The organism is Mycetocola sp. Y444, from assembly GCF_059445295.1.
On record NZ_JCAIUB010000001.1, the window covers coordinates 1,166,810 to 1,181,460 of the forward strand.

General features: G+C 66.1%; 14 protein-coding genes. 7 read left to right on the forward strand and 7 right to left on the reverse strand.

Translation table 11 applies throughout. The features are described 5' to 3' along the window. Positions 1-16: 16 nt before the first annotated feature. Positions 17-562 (forward strand): Dps family protein, encoded by a 546-nt coding sequence (locus tag AC1C2M_RS05565; protein ID WP_495435490.1) that lies wholly within the window; start codon positions 17-19, stop codon positions 560-562. Here AC1C2M_RS05565 and AC1C2M_RS05570 read toward each other — a convergent pair. Next, entirely contained in the window at positions 559-789 is a 231-nt protein-coding gene (locus tag AC1C2M_RS05570; RefSeq protein ID WP_108390852.1) for a hypothetical protein, read from the reverse strand. The two genes, AC1C2M_RS05565 and AC1C2M_RS05570, sit on opposite strands and share 4 nt — an antisense overlap. Continuing rightward, entirely contained in the window at positions 786-1,118 is a 333-nt protein-coding gene (locus AC1C2M_RS05575) for a DUF7882 family protein (protein ID WP_483403990.1), read from the reverse strand. The genes AC1C2M_RS05570 and AC1C2M_RS05575 overlap by 4 nt, the downstream gene beginning before the upstream one ends. A 229-nt stretch (positions 1,119-1,347) precedes the next feature. On the opposite strand from AC1C2M_RS05575, the gene AC1C2M_RS05580 reads away from it, so the two are divergent. The 3 genes from AC1C2M_RS05580 to AC1C2M_RS05590 are packed head-to-tail and all read left to right on the forward strand — an operon-like array spanning position 1,348 to position 3,708. Beyond that, the gene (locus tag AC1C2M_RS05580) at positions 1,348-2,184 is read left to right on the forward strand and encodes an MBL fold metallo-hydrolase (RefSeq protein ID WP_495435491.1); all 837 of its coding nucleotides are present in this window, start codon (positions 1,348-1,350) and stop codon (positions 2,182-2,184) included. Then, complete coding sequence (locus AC1C2M_RS05585) at positions 2,181-2,561, forward strand: RNA-binding S4 domain-containing protein (protein WP_495435492.1); 381 nt, start codon at positions 2,181-2,183, stop codon at positions 2,559-2,561. Before AC1C2M_RS05580 ends, AC1C2M_RS05585 begins: the two co-directional genes overlap by 4 nt. Before the next feature lie 28 nt (positions 2,562-2,589). Next, on the forward strand, positions 2,590-3,708 hold the full coding sequence (locus tag AC1C2M_RS05590; protein ID WP_495435696.1) for an acyl-CoA dehydrogenase family protein: 1,119 nt from the start codon (positions 2,590-2,592) through the stop codon (positions 3,706-3,708). Between the two features lie 52 nt (positions 3,709-3,760). Here AC1C2M_RS05590 and AC1C2M_RS05595 read toward each other — a convergent pair whose 3' ends face one another. Next, positions 3,761-5,263: an SDR family oxidoreductase gene (locus AC1C2M_RS05595; RefSeq protein WP_495435493.1), complete on the reverse strand. Its 1,503-nt coding sequence runs from the start codon at positions 5,261-5,263 to the stop codon at positions 3,761-3,763. A gap of 51 nt (positions 5,264-5,314) precedes the next feature. Continuing rightward, on the reverse strand, positions 5,315-5,692 hold the full coding sequence (locus tag AC1C2M_RS05600; RefSeq protein ID WP_495435494.1) for a VOC family protein: 378 nt from the start codon (positions 5,690-5,692) through the stop codon (positions 5,315-5,317). A gap of 209 nt (positions 5,693-5,901) precedes the next feature. Here AC1C2M_RS05600 and AC1C2M_RS05605 point away from each other — a divergent pair, with 209 nt between their 5' ends. Genes AC1C2M_RS05605 through AC1C2M_RS05615 form a run of 3 tightly spaced genes read left to right on the forward strand, consistent with a single transcriptional unit; the run spans position 5,902 to position 8,185 of the window. Next, positions 5,902-6,876, forward strand: coding sequence for a TIGR03557 family F420-dependent LLM class oxidoreductase (locus AC1C2M_RS05605; RefSeq protein WP_495435495.1), 975 nt, complete (start codon positions 5,902-5,904; stop codon positions 6,874-6,876). A gap of 26 nt (positions 6,877-6,902) precedes the next feature. Further along, the gene (locus tag AC1C2M_RS05610) at positions 6,903-7,679 is read left to right on the forward strand and encodes an MBL fold metallo-hydrolase (protein WP_495435496.1); all 777 of its coding nucleotides are present in this window, start codon (positions 6,903-6,905) and stop codon (positions 7,677-7,679) included. An 8-nt stretch (positions 7,680-7,687) separates the two neighbouring features. Continuing rightward, the gene (locus AC1C2M_RS05615; protein WP_495435497.1) at positions 7,688-8,185 is read left to right on the forward strand and encodes an O-acetyl-ADP-ribose deacetylase; all 498 of its coding nucleotides are present in this window, start codon (positions 7,688-7,690) and stop codon (positions 8,183-8,185) included. Positions 8,186-8,194: 9 nt separating this feature from the next. Here the strand turns inward: AC1C2M_RS05615 and treZ are convergent, their stop codons facing one another. From treZ to glgX, 3 genes are read right to left on the reverse strand one after another with little or no spacing between them, the layout of a single operon-like run. After that, positions 8,195-9,958 carry a malto-oligosyltrehalose trehalohydrolase gene (treZ, locus tag AC1C2M_RS05620; protein WP_495435498.1) on the reverse strand — a complete coding sequence of 588 codons (1,764 nt, stop codon included), beginning with the start codon at positions 9,956-9,958 and terminating at the stop codon, positions 8,195-8,197. Continuing rightward, a complete protein-coding gene (gene treY / locus AC1C2M_RS05625; RefSeq protein ID WP_495435499.1) occupies positions 9,955-12,288 on the reverse strand; it encodes a malto-oligosyltrehalose synthase in 2,334 nt (777 codons plus the stop codon). Before treY ends, treZ begins: the two co-directional genes overlap by 4 nt. Next, entirely contained in the window at positions 12,285-14,492 is a 2,208-nt protein-coding gene (glgX, locus tag AC1C2M_RS05630; RefSeq protein WP_483403980.1) for a glycogen debranching protein GlgX, read from the reverse strand. The genes treY and glgX overlap by 4 nt, the downstream gene beginning before the upstream one ends. Positions 14,493-14,651 lie beyond the last annotated feature (159 nt).

Below are 14,651 nucleotides of genomic sequence, written 5' to 3' on the forward strand. Positions count from 1 at the left end.
GAAAGGACAGCAGACTATGGCAACCGCAACGCAGGAACGAACCAGGACAACAGCAACGAACTCCGGCGCGAAAACCACGCGGAGGCAGAAGCCGGAGCGAGGCTTCATCGCCTCTCGCGAGCTCGCCGAGAATATGCAGAAAGTACTCGTCGACCTCGTCGAGCTGCACGTCCAGGGCAAGCAGGCGCACTGGAACGTTGTCGGCAAGAACTTCAGGGACCTTCACCTTCAGCTCGATGAGATCATCGACGCCGCGAGGGAATTCTCCGACGAGGTAGCCGAGCGGATGCGTGCACTGCACGCGGTGCCGGACGGCAGGAGCGACACAGTCGCGTCGACCACGACGCTCCCGGCTTTCCCGAACGGCGAGGTGGACACGGCCCAGACCGTCGACCTCATCACGGTTCGCCTCGAGGCGACGGTCGGAACGATGCGAGATGTGCACGACGCCATCGACGAGGAAGACCCGACGACGGCCGACATCCTGCACGCGATCATCGCCAAGCTCGAGCAGTACGCGTGGATGGTCAGTGCCGAAAACCGCACGACGTCGCAGGGCTAACCTGCCTCTGAGCGCGACACTGTACGCATGACGTCCAGGAGCGCGATCGGAACGCCGGGCGAAATCAGGAGGTAAGCGGGTTCGAGGATGCCCTCGCCGCTGTTGACCTCGAGCCAGTGCGTTTTTCCCGCACCAAGCGCATCGCCGATCTCCGAGCGGAGGTCGGCGATGTCGCGGTTGGGGACAGAGTACTTCTGGCCGCCGTACGCGATCTCGACCCGCTTCACGACTCGTCGTCCTGTGCGGCACCTGGCGGTCGCTGCTGCGGTTCCGGCACGATCTGAAGACCACTCGCTGAGTTCGACGAGGCGCTCAACGCGAGAATCCAGTCACGATTGAGCGCCGGCAGGCGCGAACCGAAGTATTTGTAGTGCAACGGGATGTTGGGGGCCAGCCAGATTGTGCTCCGGCCGTCGCCGACCGCTGGGTCATCCTTCCAGCTGAAGTAGAACGATTCACCCCGCCGGAGTTTCGCGCCGATGACGATTTGCAGGTGCGCGAGCACCCTGTCGTCGAAATCGACGGTCAGGGTTGAATCGTAAAACAGCTTTCCCATGCCGCATCCTCCCGAAGTTATGCTGGCGACTCGACGTGCCAGGTGCTGCCAACAATGCACCCCGCGATCACGCTGGCCCATCACTACTCCGAGAACCATAGCGCGAGCGGGCCGGAGAGGTAAGGGGCACGGTGCGGCCTGACAAACTCACGCGGGCCCGGGCCGCAGGCTCCCGGTACTGAGTTGCGCCCGGCGGTCAGCCGGGTCCGGGACACGTAGAATCGGCACCATGCCGCTCTGGACTGAAATTGCCGACCGGGTATTTGTCCGGCGTTACCAACCGCTCGACATCTCGGTCACCCTGGTTCTGGGCGATGAGGGTGCGCTGCTCGTCGACACGCGCTGCAACCCGCGCGAGGGCGACGAGATCCTGAGGGACGCCGCCTCGTTCGACCGGACGATCACCCACGTGGTGAACACCCACGCCCACTACGACCACACCTTCGGGAACCAGGTGTTCGCTGACTCCGCCGCGATCCTCGGGCACCACCTCATTCCACGGCACTTCGCCGAGTTCGAGTCGCCGCGGCTTGCCGAATGGCTGTCAAACCCGGAGGCACAGCCGCAGTACGACTGGCGCGACGTTACCCTCACCCCGCCGACGGAACTCATCGAGACCAGAACCGACCTCGACATCGGCAACCGGCTCGTTCGTCTTCTCCCGCTCGGGCCAGGGCACACCGACACCGACCTGGTGGTCCACATCCCCGATGCCGGCGCCTGGATCGTCGGCGACGTCATCGAGGAGTCCGGCCCGCCGATGTACGGGTCAGGAAGCTTCCCGCTCGACTGGCCGGACCAGGTGAAGACGCTCGCCGGTGTGATGACAGAGGCCGACGTCGTGGTGCCTGGTCACGGCAGCCCGGTCGACCGTACGTTCGTCCGCGCACAGGCGGACCTGCTCGGCACCGTCGCAGACGGCATCCGTGAAGCGTTCGCGCGGAGAGAACCGGCCGAACTGGTCGCCGACCGGATTTCTGGAGCGACGGCACTGCCACTGGACTTTGCCGAGGCGGCCGTTCACCGCGGATACTCCCTCCTTGCCTCCGGGGATGTCAGCGGATGACATCGACGGTTCGGGTGGACAGCTGGCTGTGGGCAGTCCGCGTCTACAAGACCCGGTCGATGGCGACAACGGCGGCGAGAGCCGGGCACGTGCGCGTCGCCGGCGACAGGGTCAAGGCCTCCCATCCGGTGAAGATCGGTGACGAGGTGCGGATCCGGCAGAACGGATTCGACAGGATCGTGGTGGTGAACCGCCTGGTGACCAAGCGCGTCGGAGCGACTGTCGCCGCCGAATGCCTCATCGACAGAACTCCCCCGCCACCGCCACGGGAGGAGATCGCGTTGCAGCCGACGCGCGACCGGGGTGCCGGCCGTCCCACCAAGCGTGAGCGACGCGATCTGGAAAAACTCCGGGGTCGGGAACAGCCCGACCAGTGATCGGGCCGTCTAGGCTGGGCGCGTGGACATGCTGACCTCCGACCTGCTCGAGCGGTTCCGCTCCAGGGCGCCGGGCTACGACCAGCTCAACGCCTTCTTCACCGAGGACCTGGACGATCTCCGCCACGCCGGCTACCTCGCGCCGCAGTCGCTGCTCGATGCCGTCCGGAACCAGCGCATGCTCGCCCGTTTCGCGCCGGCGACGGCGCTCGGCGTCAACATGCACCACGTCGTGGTCGGTGTCGCCCGGGTGGTGTCGGCGGGCGGGGACCCGAGCCTCGACTGGATCCTCGACGATGCGCGCGCCGGGGAGCTTTTCGCGTTCGGCAACAGCGAGGCCGGCAACGACCAGGTCATGTTCGACTCGAGAACCCGGGCGGAGCCCCAGGACGACGGGTCGTACCTGTTCACGGGCACCAAGATCTTCACCTCGCTGTCACCCGCGTGGACGCGACTGGGAATCTTCGGCAGGGATGATTCCGACCCTGACGCGCCGGTCCTCGTGCACGGCTACCTCACCCGCGAGACCCCCGGTCATCGAACAGCCGGCGAGTGGAACACCCTGGGCATGCGAGCGACCCAGAGTTACACCACAGTGCTCGAGAACGCACGGGTGGCGCCCGAGCGGATCGCCAGGACGCTTCCGGTCGGGCCGAGCGGCGATCCGTACATCTTCGGCATCTTCAGCAACTTCCTCCTGCTCATCAGCGCTGTCTACGCCGGGATCGCCGATCGGGCTCTCGAGCTCGGTGTCGAGGCGGCACAGCGCAGGACATCGATGAAGGCGGGCGGGCGCAGTTACGCCGATGACCCCGACATCCGCTGGCAACTGGCCGACGCCGCCATCGCTCTCGATTCGCTCGCACCACAGATTGAGTCGCTCGCGGCCGATGTCGACGCGCGAGTCGATCACGGCACCGCGTGGTTCCGGCTGTTGGCCGGTACCAAGACCAGGTCGGTCGACGTCGCCAGGTCGGTCGTCGAGACGGCGATCCGATGCTCAGGCGGGTCGTCGTACTCCGCAGACAACGAGCTGAGCCGCCTGTACCGGGATGCCCTCGCCGGGCTGTTCCACCCGAGCGATCCCGAGTCAGCACACAGCACAGTCGCATCGCACCTGCTTGGGCCGGTCTCGACGCGCGAGTGACGGGTCCCGCCCGGCAGCACCCCGTTCAGGTCCCGGCTGGGCGGATCCCCGCTCAGGCTGCCGCCACCGGCGCGGGCTCGACGGCGGCGCGCGTGCGCTTTTCGGCCTCGATGGTGATGCGGTTGGCCATCCCGTTGAAGATGATCCCGTGGAACGGCAGGATCGCAAACCAGTAGAGGCGGCCGCCGAGGCCCTGTGGGAAGAAGATCGCGCGCTGGAGATAGTGGGAGCCCGTCGGCGTCGGTGTTGCCTCCAGCTCGAGCCAGGCCCGGCCCGGCACTCGCATTTCCGCGCGCAGCCTGAGCCTCGTTCCCCGGTCGATCAGCTCGACCCGCCAGAAGTCGAGGGCATCACCGGTCTGCAGTCGTGACGGATGCCGCCTGCCGCGCCTCAATCCCACACCACCGACGAGCTTGTCCATCCAGCCGCGTGCCGCCCATGCCAGCGGGAACGAGTACCAGCCGTTGTCTCCCCCGATCCCCTCGATGATCGCCCAGAGGTCAGCGACGCTCGCGGTGGTGTCGCGCTCCTTGACGTCGGTGAAGACCATGTGCCCCGCCCAGAGCGGGTCGCTCGGGAGCGGGTTGCTCGGCGCTCCGAACACCGACGCATCCTGCCAGCTGGTCTCAATGTCGCCCTCGCGCATCCGGGCGAGGGCGAGTCTCACTGCGGCACGATAGCCGGTGAGGCCGCCGGGTGGCGGCGGGATGTACCCGTCGATGTCGTGTTCAAGGGCGACGCAGTCGTACTGCAGGGAGGAGATGATCGCGACGGCGAGGCTCCGAGGGATCGGCGTCACCAGGTTCACCCACTGCGACGCCAGCCAGGGTGTGAGCACGGGCAGAGCCGCGATGGGCCGCTGTTTCAGCCCGGCCTCGAGGGCGTACCCGTTCATCATCTGCCCGTACCGGAGGATGTCAGGGCCGCCGATGTCGAACGTACGGTTGACGTCGCCGGGCAGCTTCGCCGCCTCGACGAGGTAGTACAGCACGTCGCGGATCGCGATCGGCTGGATCCGGTTGCGCACCCACCGGGGCGCAGGCATGTAAGGAAGCACGTCGGTGAGGTGCCTGATCATCTCGAACGACGCCGAACCGGAGCCGATCACGACGCCGGCCTGAAAAGCAACGGTTGGCACCGGCGACGAGAGGAAGATCTCGCCGACGGCCACGCGGGAGCGCAGATGTTCCGAGAGTGGGATCCCCGTCGGATGGAGTCCACCGAGGTAGATGATGCGGGACACCCCTGCCTCGGCTGCGGCCGCGGCGACGTTGCGGGCTGAACTGGCTTCGACCTCCTCAAACGTGCCGCCGGCACCCATGGAGTGCACGAGGTAATAGACGGTGTCGACATCGACGCACGCGTCGGCCACGGCATCCGCGTTCGTCAGGTCGCCCTCGACCACCTCGACGTCGTCCCGCCACGGCACGTCGATGAGCTTGCGGGCGTTGCGGACGAAGACTCGAACGGTGAATCCGGCGTCGATGAGCCGTGGAACGAGCCGCCCGCCGACGTAGCCGGTGGCACCTGTGACAAGGACGCGGGAAGAGGACATACGGCCGAGACTACGACCGATGGTGCCGGTGGCCCCCCTTCCCGCTCGAACTCACTCCTTGATCACAGACAACACGTTCCCCGCCGGGTCACGGAACCAGGCGATGTCCGGTCCGTTGCCGCGACTGATGCCTCTCTCGTCGGTCGGCAGTTCGTCATCGTCGTAGATCTTGGTGGCGACGCCGGCTGCATTGAGTTCGTCGACGGCGCGCCCGACGTCGTCGACAACGAAGTTGAGGATCGTGAACGACGCGGGCGAGTGATTCGGTTTCGGATAGATGATGACTCCAGCGCCGCCCGGCAGCGTGAGCTGAAGAACACCCATCTCGCCGGGAGAAACCTGGAGGCCGAGCGCTTCCCCGTAGAAACGCTCGGCGGCAGCCAGATCGTCAACACTGAATCCCCCGAATGCGTGGCTGGTCGTAAGCATGTGCGCTCCTTTGCCTGGTTGTGTTCCTGTTCTTACTCCACGCCCCCGCGGGCAGCAAGGGATGAAAACGACAGCGCTGCGCACGATCCGGACAGGATGCCCGATGTCCCACCGTTCGCTCACGACCGATCTCAAGCCCAGCCGCGTGAGGCATCCGCGTCACATCGCAAGCCCTTGAATCTCGGGCAGCCGGGTGGCACGGTCGCAGTATGACTCGATTCGGATACACACTCATGACCGAGCAGAGCGGGCCGAGGGAACTCGTCCGCTACGCGATCGCCGCAGAGAACGCGGGCTTCGACTTCGAAGTCTCGAGCGACCACTATTCGCCGTGGCTCATGGAACAGGGCCACGCGTCCTACGCCTGGTCGGTGCTCGGAGCCGTCGCCCAGGCGACCAGCCGGGTGGATCTCGCCACCTTCGTCACCTGCCCGACGATGAGGTATCACCCCGCTGTTGTCGCCCAGAAGTCAGCGACAATGCAGTTGCTCTCCGAGGGCCGGTTCATTCTCGGACTTGGGTCGGGTGAGAACCTCAACGAGCACGTCGTCGGCGAGGGCTGGCCGTCGGTCGACGTGCGACAGGACATGCTCGCAGAGGCCGCGACGATCATCCGCGAACTGCACACCGGTGAGCTCGTCACGTGGCAGGGCGAGTACTTCCGGGTCGACTCGGCCCGCGTGTGGGATGCGCCGGATGGGGGCGTTCCGATCGGTATCGCCGTGTCAGGCGAGAAGTCGATTGATCGGTTCGCTCCCCTCTGCGATCACTTCATCTCGACGGTGCCGGACGCCGCGGCGGTCGAGAAGTGGCGTGAGGTCCGCGGTGATAGTGGCGATTCGTCGCGTGTGATCGGACAGATTCCGATCTGCTGGGGACCGGACAAGAAAGAGGCGGTTGCGAAGGCACACGAGCAGTTCCGGTGGTTCGGCGGCGGCTGGGCCGTCAACGCTGACCTGCCGACGCCCGCGGGGTTCGCCGGTGCTTCGCAGTTCGTTCGTGAGGATGACATCGCCGGGTCGATCGCGTGCGGTCCCGATCTCGATGAGCTCGCCGAGAGCGCACGCGCGTTCATCGACGCCGGCTTTACCGATATCGCCCTCATCCAGATCGGCGACGAGCGCCAGGACGAGTTCCTCGCCACGGTCGCCGAGCCCCTGCTCGACAAGCTGCGCGCGCTGTGAGCGGCCGGACACCGACAGGGAGCACAATGGCACACCGACCGCGGCAGGGACGCCGACCGACACTGACCAGGAACGTCGCACCGGGGGTGCACCGCCTCGAGCACGCCTATGTGAACTGCTATCTGATTGAAGAGGGCGACGCCGTCACCCTCGTCGATGCGGCATTCCCATCGACGTGGGCGCCGCTGCTGCTCGCCCTCGACGAGATCGGGCGTTCGAGGCGGGATATCGAGGCCATTGTGCTCACGCACGCTCACTTCGACCACCTGGGTTTCGCCGCCCGCGCGCAGGCGGAACTTCGAGTGCCGATCTGGGTGAACCGAGCGGACGAACGTCTCGCTGCCCATCCGTACCATTACCAGCGGGAGCGAACACCGTTCGTTTACCCGTTGAGGTACCCGGCGGCCATCCCTGTCCTCGCCGGCATGACAGCCGCTGGCGCACTCGCCGTCAAGGGCGTCGAGAAGGTGGATTACCTTCCAGAGAACGGTGTCCTGGATGTTCCCGGCCGGCCCGAGATCGTCTTCACGCCCGGGCACACCTTCGGGCACACCGCCCTGCACCTCCCCGAACGCGGCGCGCTGCTGTCCGGCGACGCCCTCGTGACCCTCGACCCGTACAAGGGAACGCGCGGAGCGCAGATCATCGCAGGCGCAGCAACGGCGGACTCGGCGATGGCACTCGACACGCTGAGCGCGCTCGCCGACACCGGTGCAGAGCTGGTTCTTCCCGGGCACGGCGAGCCGCTCTCGGGAGGCGTCCGCGCCGCTGTCGACGCCGCGCGCGCCTTCGGACCGTCGTAGGAGGACAGATGATCACCTTCGTGCGGGGCGACATCACCACGATGCGGGTGGACGCCATCGTGAACGCGGCGAACAACTCCCTGCTCGGCGGCGGGGGCGTCGACGGGGCCATTCACCGTGCGGGTGGCCCGGCGATCCTCGCCGAGTGCAGGCACCTGCGTGACACGGTGCTCCCCAGGGGGCTGCCGACGGGAGAGGCGGTGGCGACCACCGCAGGACTGCTGCCAGCGAAACACGTGATCCACACCGTCGGGCCGGTCTGGGACCCGAACGAAGACCGCTCGGAGCTTCTGGCATCCGCCTATCGGAACAGCCTGAGGGTCGCAGACGAACTCGGCGCTGCGACTGTCGCGTTCCCGGCGATTTCCGCCGGCGTGTACGGCTGGCCCCTCGCGGATGCCGCCCGGATCGCTGTCCGGACGGTCCGCGAGGTGGACCCGCCAGCCGACGTCACTTTTGTGCTGTTCTCACAGCAGGCGCTCGATGCCTTCCGCGCTGCGGAGTAAGCACCGTCCCTACGCGAGGGAGTCGGCGATCAGCACTGCGTGCGGCGCGAGGGTGATCGCGCTGTCGTGCCGTCCGCGGAGCGCGTCGCCATCCGAGGCGAACGACAGCAGTTCGCCGCCGACCCGCGCCGGAATCGTATGCTCCTCGTCGTCGAAGTTGATCACGACGGCCACGCTTCCGCGACGGAGCACGAGCCAGCGCTGATCCTCGTCGACCTCGACTCCCGTCTCGCCGAAACGTGGATCGACCAGGTCGGGCCGTGCCCGGCGCAGCGCCGTGAGTTCCTTGTACCAGTCGAGCAGTCTCGCCGAGTCGACACTCTCGAGTTCGCTCCAGTCGAGCTTGGAGTTCTCGAATGTCGAGATTTCCTGCGGGTCAGGGACGACGTTCGGGTCCCAGCCCATGCGTTCGAATTCGGCAATCCGGCCCTCGGCGGTTGCCTTACCGAGCTCGGGTTCAGGGTGCGAGGTGAAGAACTGCCACGGGGTCTTTGCGCCCCACTCCTCCCCCATGAACAGCATGGGAGTGAAGCCGGATGCGAGGGTGAGCGCCGCCGCGATGGCCAGCTGTCCCGTGTCGAGGGTGGCCCCCAACCGGTCACCGGTTGCGCGGTTTCCGATCTGGTCGTGGTTCTGGTTGGCGACAACCAGCCGCCATGACGGCATCCGCTGGGTATCGATCGCTCGACCGTGTGTCCGCCCGCGGAAGCTCGAGAAGGTCCCGTCGTGGAAGAACCCACGGGTGAGGACCTTGGCGAGGGCCGAGAGCGGCTCGAAGTCGGCGTAGTAGCCGGTGGTCTCCCGAGTGAGGGCGACGTGCACCGCGTGGTGGAAGTCGTCGCTCCACTGTCCGTCGAGTCCGTACCCGTTGGCCTCACGCGGGGTGATCAGCGTGGGGTCGTTGAGGTCAGACTCGGCGATGAGGCTGAGCGGGCGACGTACCGCCGCGCTCAGTGCCGCAACGCGTGTCGCCATCTCTTCGAGCAGGTGGGTTGCCCGAGAGTCCACGAGGGCGTGAACCGCATCGAGCCTGAGTCCGTCGACGTGGTAGTCGTCGAGCCACATCAGCACGTTCTCGAGGATGTACTCGCGCACGGTGTCTGAGTGCTCACCGTCGAGGTTGATCGATGATCCCCAGGTGTTGCCGGGGCCGTCGGTGAGATACGGACCGAAGTTCGGCAGGTAGTTCCCGCTCGGGCCGAGGTGGTTGTACACGACGTCCTGGATGACGCCGAGGCCGGCGGCGTGGCAGGCGTCAACGAAGCGCTGGTACCCGGCAGGACCGCCGTAGCTCTCGGAGACGGCGTACCACAGCACTCCGTCGTATCCCCAGTTGTGCGTTCCGTTGAACGCGTTGACCGGGAGAACCTCGACGAAATCGACGCCGAGGTCGACCAGGTGATCGAGTCTGGCGATCGCCGAGTCGAAGGTCCCCTCCGGTGTGAAGGTGCCGATGTGCATCTCGTAGATGACGCCACCGGCGAGCTGGCGCCCGCTCCACGCCGAGTCGTTCCACCGGTACTCGGTGGGATCGAACGTGCGCGACAGCTCGTGCACGCCGTTCGGCTGGCGACGCGAGCGGGGGTCGGGGAACGGGCCGGCCCCGTCGATGCGGTAGCCGTAATCGCTCGCGCTGTCGACGATGTCGGATACCGGAACCCACCAGCCGTCGGTCCCCCGCATCATTTCGGCCGAGCTGTCGCCGAGGACGAGTTCAACGCGCTCGGCGTCTGGCGCCCACACGGTGAACGGTTCGCGGTGTCTTCGGATCATTCGTGCTCTCCAAGAAGTGAGGTGAGGTCGGTGTCATCGGGAACGAGGAGTGCCACCGGGTAGTGCGCGAACAGCTCGGCGGCCTGAAGGGGCCCGCCGGGGTACCGCTCTCCGGTGAAGGCGTCGATGAGAGGCCGGCCGGAAACGACGACCGAGGTGTCGCCCCAGCCTCCGTTCTTCTCGAGACCGAGCGGAAGCCGCGTCGCCAGGGTGATGGCGTCTCCCCTGTCGAAGGCGACGAGGTGTCCGGCTGCCGTGCCGTACGCGGGCAGCGGCAGGTACCGGGAGAACCACTGGGGCCGGTCACGGCGCAGGCGGAGCGCCCGAGCGGTCACGAGGAGCTTTGCCGCTCCCGTCTCGTCGATCGGCGGAAGCCAGCCCCTGTCCACCCTGGCGAGGTAGTCGCGCCTGAGGTCAAAGTCAACGGGTCGCCGGTTGTCCGGGTCGACGAGCGACGTCTCCCAGAGTTCGCTGCCCTGGTACACGTCGGGCACACCGGGCGCTGTGATCTGGATGAGCTTGGCCGACAGCGAGTTCGACCAGCCGGCGGCGGCAACCCGGTCAACGAAACCTGTGACGATCTCGTTGACCTCGGGGTTATCGAAGACGGCGTCGATCAGGCCGTGCATCGCCGTCTCGAATTCCTCGTCCGGGGCGGTCCACGTCGTCGACGTACCCGCTTCCCTCGAGGCCTTCTCGGCGTAGGCGTGCAGGCGCTCCCGCGAGGCTGGCCACGCTCCGATGACGGCCTCCCAGAGCAACTGCTCGAAGGGTCCGTCACCGATCGGCACCAGAGCGCGAAGCCGTCCGAGCGTCGCCTCCCACTCCCGCGGGATTTCAGCGATGACCGAGATGCGGCTGCGCACATCCTCGCCACGTTTGGTGTCGTGTGTCGAGAGTGTGGTGAGCGACGCCGGCAGGGCGGCCTGCCGTGCCTGCTGCCTGCGGTGGAACTCGGCAACGTCGATGGCGAACTCACCGGGATCTGCCCCGACCTCGTTGAGTGAGGTCAGCCGGCTGAACCGGTAGAAGGCTGTGTCTTCCACGCCCTTCGCCATGACCATGCCCGAGGTCTGCTGGAACCGGATCGCAGCGGGATGCTCCGCATCGGCAAGGACCGGATAGAGGGCATCGATTCGTTCCGCGAGGTCCGGGCGGCGGGCGGCAGCGGAGCGGGCCGCCTCGGCGAGGTGGTCCTCGCCGAACGGAAGGTAGGAGCGATAGACCGGGAAGCACGCGAGGAGCTCCGCGATGGCGTCGTCTGCGCCGGGGATCTCCGGAACGAGCCTGGCCAGTCGCAGTACCTCTGAGCGGAGGATGCCGTCGGCGATCCGCCGCTTGTTCTCGTAGATCAGCTCGGGCCAGACGTCGTCCATCGAGGCTGTCGTCTCTTCGAGGTTTCCCTCGAGCGCGTCGAGGCGTGCCCTGCCAGCGGGGTCGACGAGGACCCGGTCGATGTCGCCGAGTGCGTCGTACCCTGTCGTGCCTGCAGCTGCCCAGTTCGGCGGCAGTCCCTCGTCGCCCTCGAGGATCTTCTCCACCAGGACGTACACGCCGCCCGTGGCCTTCTGCAGCGCGTCAAGGTAGTCGCCCGGGTGCGCGAGTCCGTCCGGGTGGTCGACCCTGATGCCGTGCACGAGGTCTTCGTTCACCCAGCGGAGAATTTCCGCGTGGGACTCGGCGAACACCCACGGCACTTCGACACGGATGCCGGCGAGCGAGTTGACCGCGAAGAACCTGCGGTAGTTGAGCTCAGCGTCAGCCCTGCGCCAGTTGACCAGTTCGTAGTTCTGACGCGAGTGAACCGTGCGCGGGTCTGCCCCATCGTCAGCGGTACCCGCGGCGACCGGATACCGGTTGTCATAATAGTGCAGTTCGCCGTCAACGAGGGTGAGGGCGTCGAGTGCATCATCGCCGTCGCCGAGGACGGGAATGCGGATCTTGCCGCCGCCCGCCGCCCAGTCGACGTCGAAGGCCTCCGCGTAGCGGGACGCCTCGCCCTTGGCGAGGAGGTCCCACCACCAGCCGTTCGCCACAGGGGTTTCGACACCCATGTGGTTGGGGACGATGTCGACGAGGATGCCCATTCCCCTGGCCTTCGCGGCCTTCGCAAGCCGGTCGAGCGCTTCGGGGCCACCCCGTGCGGGGTCGACGCGTGAGTGGTCGACGACGTCATAACCGTGGTCGCTTCCCGCCTCCGCTTCAAGCAGAGGCGACAGGTAGAGCCAGTCGGCTCCGAGGTCGTGAACGTAGTCGACGACTCCGCGTGCCGCGTCGAGGTCGAACGACTGCCGGATCTGCAGCCGATAGGTGGATGCGGGGATTCTCAACTCACAGCTCCCGGCTTGACGTCGGTGCTCGACGTGGTCTGCGAACCGCTCAGGACGGCGAGGGATGCCGCAACCGAGTGGTCCGGCTCTGCTTCCGGCGCGGTGTATGCGCGCATGACGAGCAGGCTCCTGCCCTTGACCGTCTGGGTCGATCCTGCGGCGCGGGGAACGCTGTCGGCTCCTTCACCCGCCGTGTCAACCACGATCTCCCATTCGGCGGAGTATTCCTCCGGCGGAAGGGTGAACTCGGCGTCTTCGGCGTCGGCGTTGAAATAGAGCAGGAAGTGAACGTCGCTGACGTTCTGACCTCGTGCGTCGCGTTCACGGATGCCTTCGCCGTTGAAGAAGACACCGACCGTCTTGGCCAGTTCTTCGTCCCAGTCCTCCGGCTGCATTTCCATGCCGGTTTCGTTGAGCCACACGATGTCCGGCAGCGGCTCACCCTCGCCGCGGCGGACGGGCCGCCCGTCGAAGAAGCGGCTCCGTCGGAACACCGGGTGCTCCTTCCTGAGTCGCGCAACGGCGGACGTGAACTCGATCAGCGGCACATCGACGACGTCCCAGTGCAGCCAGGTGAGTTCGTTGTCCTGCGCGTAACCGTTGTTGTTACCGTGCTGCGTTCGTCCGAGTTCGTCACCGTGGAGGATCATCGGGACACCCTGCGAGAGCAGCAGTGTTGCAATCATGTTGCGCTGCTGGCGGGCGCGGAGGCCAAGCACCTCAGGATCGTCTGTGTCACCCTCAACCCCGGAGTTCCACGACCGGTTGTGCGACTCACCGTCGTTGTTGTCCTCGCCGTTGGCCTCGTTGTGCTTCTCGTTGTATGACACGAGGTCGCGCATCGTAAAGCCGTCGTGCGCTGTCACGAAGTTGATGGATGCAACCGGCCGACGTCCCGAGTGCTCGTAGAGGTCGGCAGAACCGGTGATGCGGGCAGCGAACTCGCCGAGCGTCGATGGCTCACCGCGCCAGAAGTCGCGGACCGTGTCGCGGTACTTTCCGTTCCACTCGGTCCACTGCGAGGGGAAGTTACCCACCTGGTAACCGCCGGGACCAACGTCCCACGGCTCGGCGATGAGCTTCACCTGGGAGACGATGGGGTCCTGCTGGACGAGTTCGAAGAATGTCGAGAGCTTGTCGACCTCATAGAGGTCGCGCGCCAGCGCGGAGGCCAGGTCGAAGCGGAAACCGTCGACGTGCATCTCGGTGACCCAGTAGCGCAGCGAGTCCATGATGAGCTGCAGCGAGTGGGGGTGGCGCACGTTGAGCGTGTTGCCCGTGCCGGTGTAGTCGGTGTAGTACCGCTTGTCGTTGTCTTCGAGGCGGTAGTACGCCTCGTTGTCGATCCCGCGGAACGAGAGGGTCGGGCCCATGTGGTTGCCCTCGGCTGTGTGGTTGTACACCACGTCGAGGATGACCTCGATGTCGGCCGCGTGCAGCGACTTGACCATGCCCTTGAATTCCTGGACCTGCTGGCCGGCCTCGCCCGTCGACGAGTATTCGTTGTGCGGCGCGAAGAACCCGATCGTGTTGTATCCCCAGTAGTTCCGGAGTCCCTTGTCGAGGAGCGTTGAGTCCTGGACAAACTGGTGGACCGGCATGAGTTCGATCGCCGTGACGCCGAGCCTCTGGAGGTGCTCGATCGTCGCGGGGTGGGCGATACCCGCGTACGTGCCACGCTGGGCTTCCGGGATCTGGTCGTTGAGCTTCGTCAGGCCCTTGACGTGTGCTTCGTAGATGACGCTGCTGTTGTACGGCGTGCGCGGGTGGCGGTCGCCTGACCAGTCAAAGAACGGGTTCACGACGACGCTGAGCATCGAGTGCGAGGCGCTGTCTTCGTCGTTGCGGGAATCCGGGTCGCCGAAGTTGTATGAGAACAGTGACTGGTCCCAGTCGTACGTGCCACAGGTCGCCTTGGCGTACGGGTCGAGCAGCAGTTTGTTGGGGTTGAGCCGTTTGCCCTGCTCAGGGGCGTACTCGCCGTGGACACGGTAGCCATACCGCTGGCCCGGCTGCGCCTCAGGCAGATAGCAGTGCCAGACGTAGGCTTCTGAGTCCCGCAGCTCGACCCGGGTCTCCGTGCCGTCCTCATCGAAGAGGCAGAGCTCGATCCGCTCAGCGGCTTCGCTGTAAATCGCGAAGTTTGTCCCACTGCCGTCATAGGTAGCACCTAGCGGGTACGCGGTTCCTGGCCAGCTTTCCATCGATCTCCTCGTAAAGCGTTATCGCGCACAAAATTCGCGCGGGTCCCTCAAATCTAGTTCGTCAGCACGATCGGCCAGTTCGACCGAGGTGGGTCTAGCTTTCGCGGCGATCGGGTGCTAAGGAAAATCGCGAGGATCATCCCGCTGAGTGGCGGACCT

What these genes read in the sequence shown, in the direction of transcription:
- AC1C2M_RS05580 (WP_495435491.1), top strand. Translation starts at nt 1,348, where the DNA reads ATGCCGCTCTGGACTGAAATTGCCGACCGGGTATTTGTCCGGCGTTAC.
- treZ (WP_495435498.1), bottom strand. Translation starts at nt 9,958, where the DNA reads ATGATCCGAAGACACCGCGAACCGTTCACCGTGTGGGCGCCAGACGCC.
- AC1C2M_RS05595 (WP_495435493.1), bottom strand. Translation starts at nt 5,263, where the DNA reads ATGTCCTCTTCCCGCGTCCTTGTCACAGGTGCCACCGGCTACGTCGGC.
- AC1C2M_RS05600 (WP_495435494.1), bottom strand. Translation starts at nt 5,692, where the DNA reads ATGCTTACGACCAGCCACGCATTCGGGGGATTCAGTGTTGACGATCTG.
- AC1C2M_RS05610 (WP_495435496.1), top strand. Translation starts at nt 6,903, where the DNA reads ATGGCACACCGACCGCGGCAGGGACGCCGACCGACACTGACCAGGAAC.
- AC1C2M_RS05565 (WP_495435490.1), top strand. Translation starts at nt 17, where the DNA reads ATGGCAACCGCAACGCAGGAACGAACCAGGACAACAGCAACGAACTCC.
- AC1C2M_RS05590 (WP_495435696.1), top strand. Translation starts at nt 2,590, where the DNA reads ATGCTGACCTCCGACCTGCTCGAGCGGTTCCGCTCCAGGGCGCCGGGC.
- glgX (WP_483403980.1), bottom strand. Translation starts at nt 14,492, where the DNA reads ATGGAAAGCTGGCCAGGAACCGCGTACCCGCTAGGTGCTACCTATGAC.
- AC1C2M_RS05575 (WP_483403990.1), bottom strand. Translation starts at nt 1,118, where the DNA reads ATGGGAAAGCTGTTTTACGATTCAACCCTGACCGTCGATTTCGACGAC.
- AC1C2M_RS05605 (WP_495435495.1), top strand. Translation starts at nt 5,902, where the DNA reads ATGACTCGATTCGGATACACACTCATGACCGAGCAGAGCGGGCCGAGG.
- AC1C2M_RS05585 (WP_495435492.1), top strand. Translation starts at nt 2,181, where the DNA reads ATGACATCGACGGTTCGGGTGGACAGCTGGCTGTGGGCAGTCCGCGTC.
- AC1C2M_RS05615 (WP_495435497.1), top strand. Translation starts at nt 7,688, where the DNA reads ATGATCACCTTCGTGCGGGGCGACATCACCACGATGCGGGTGGACGCC.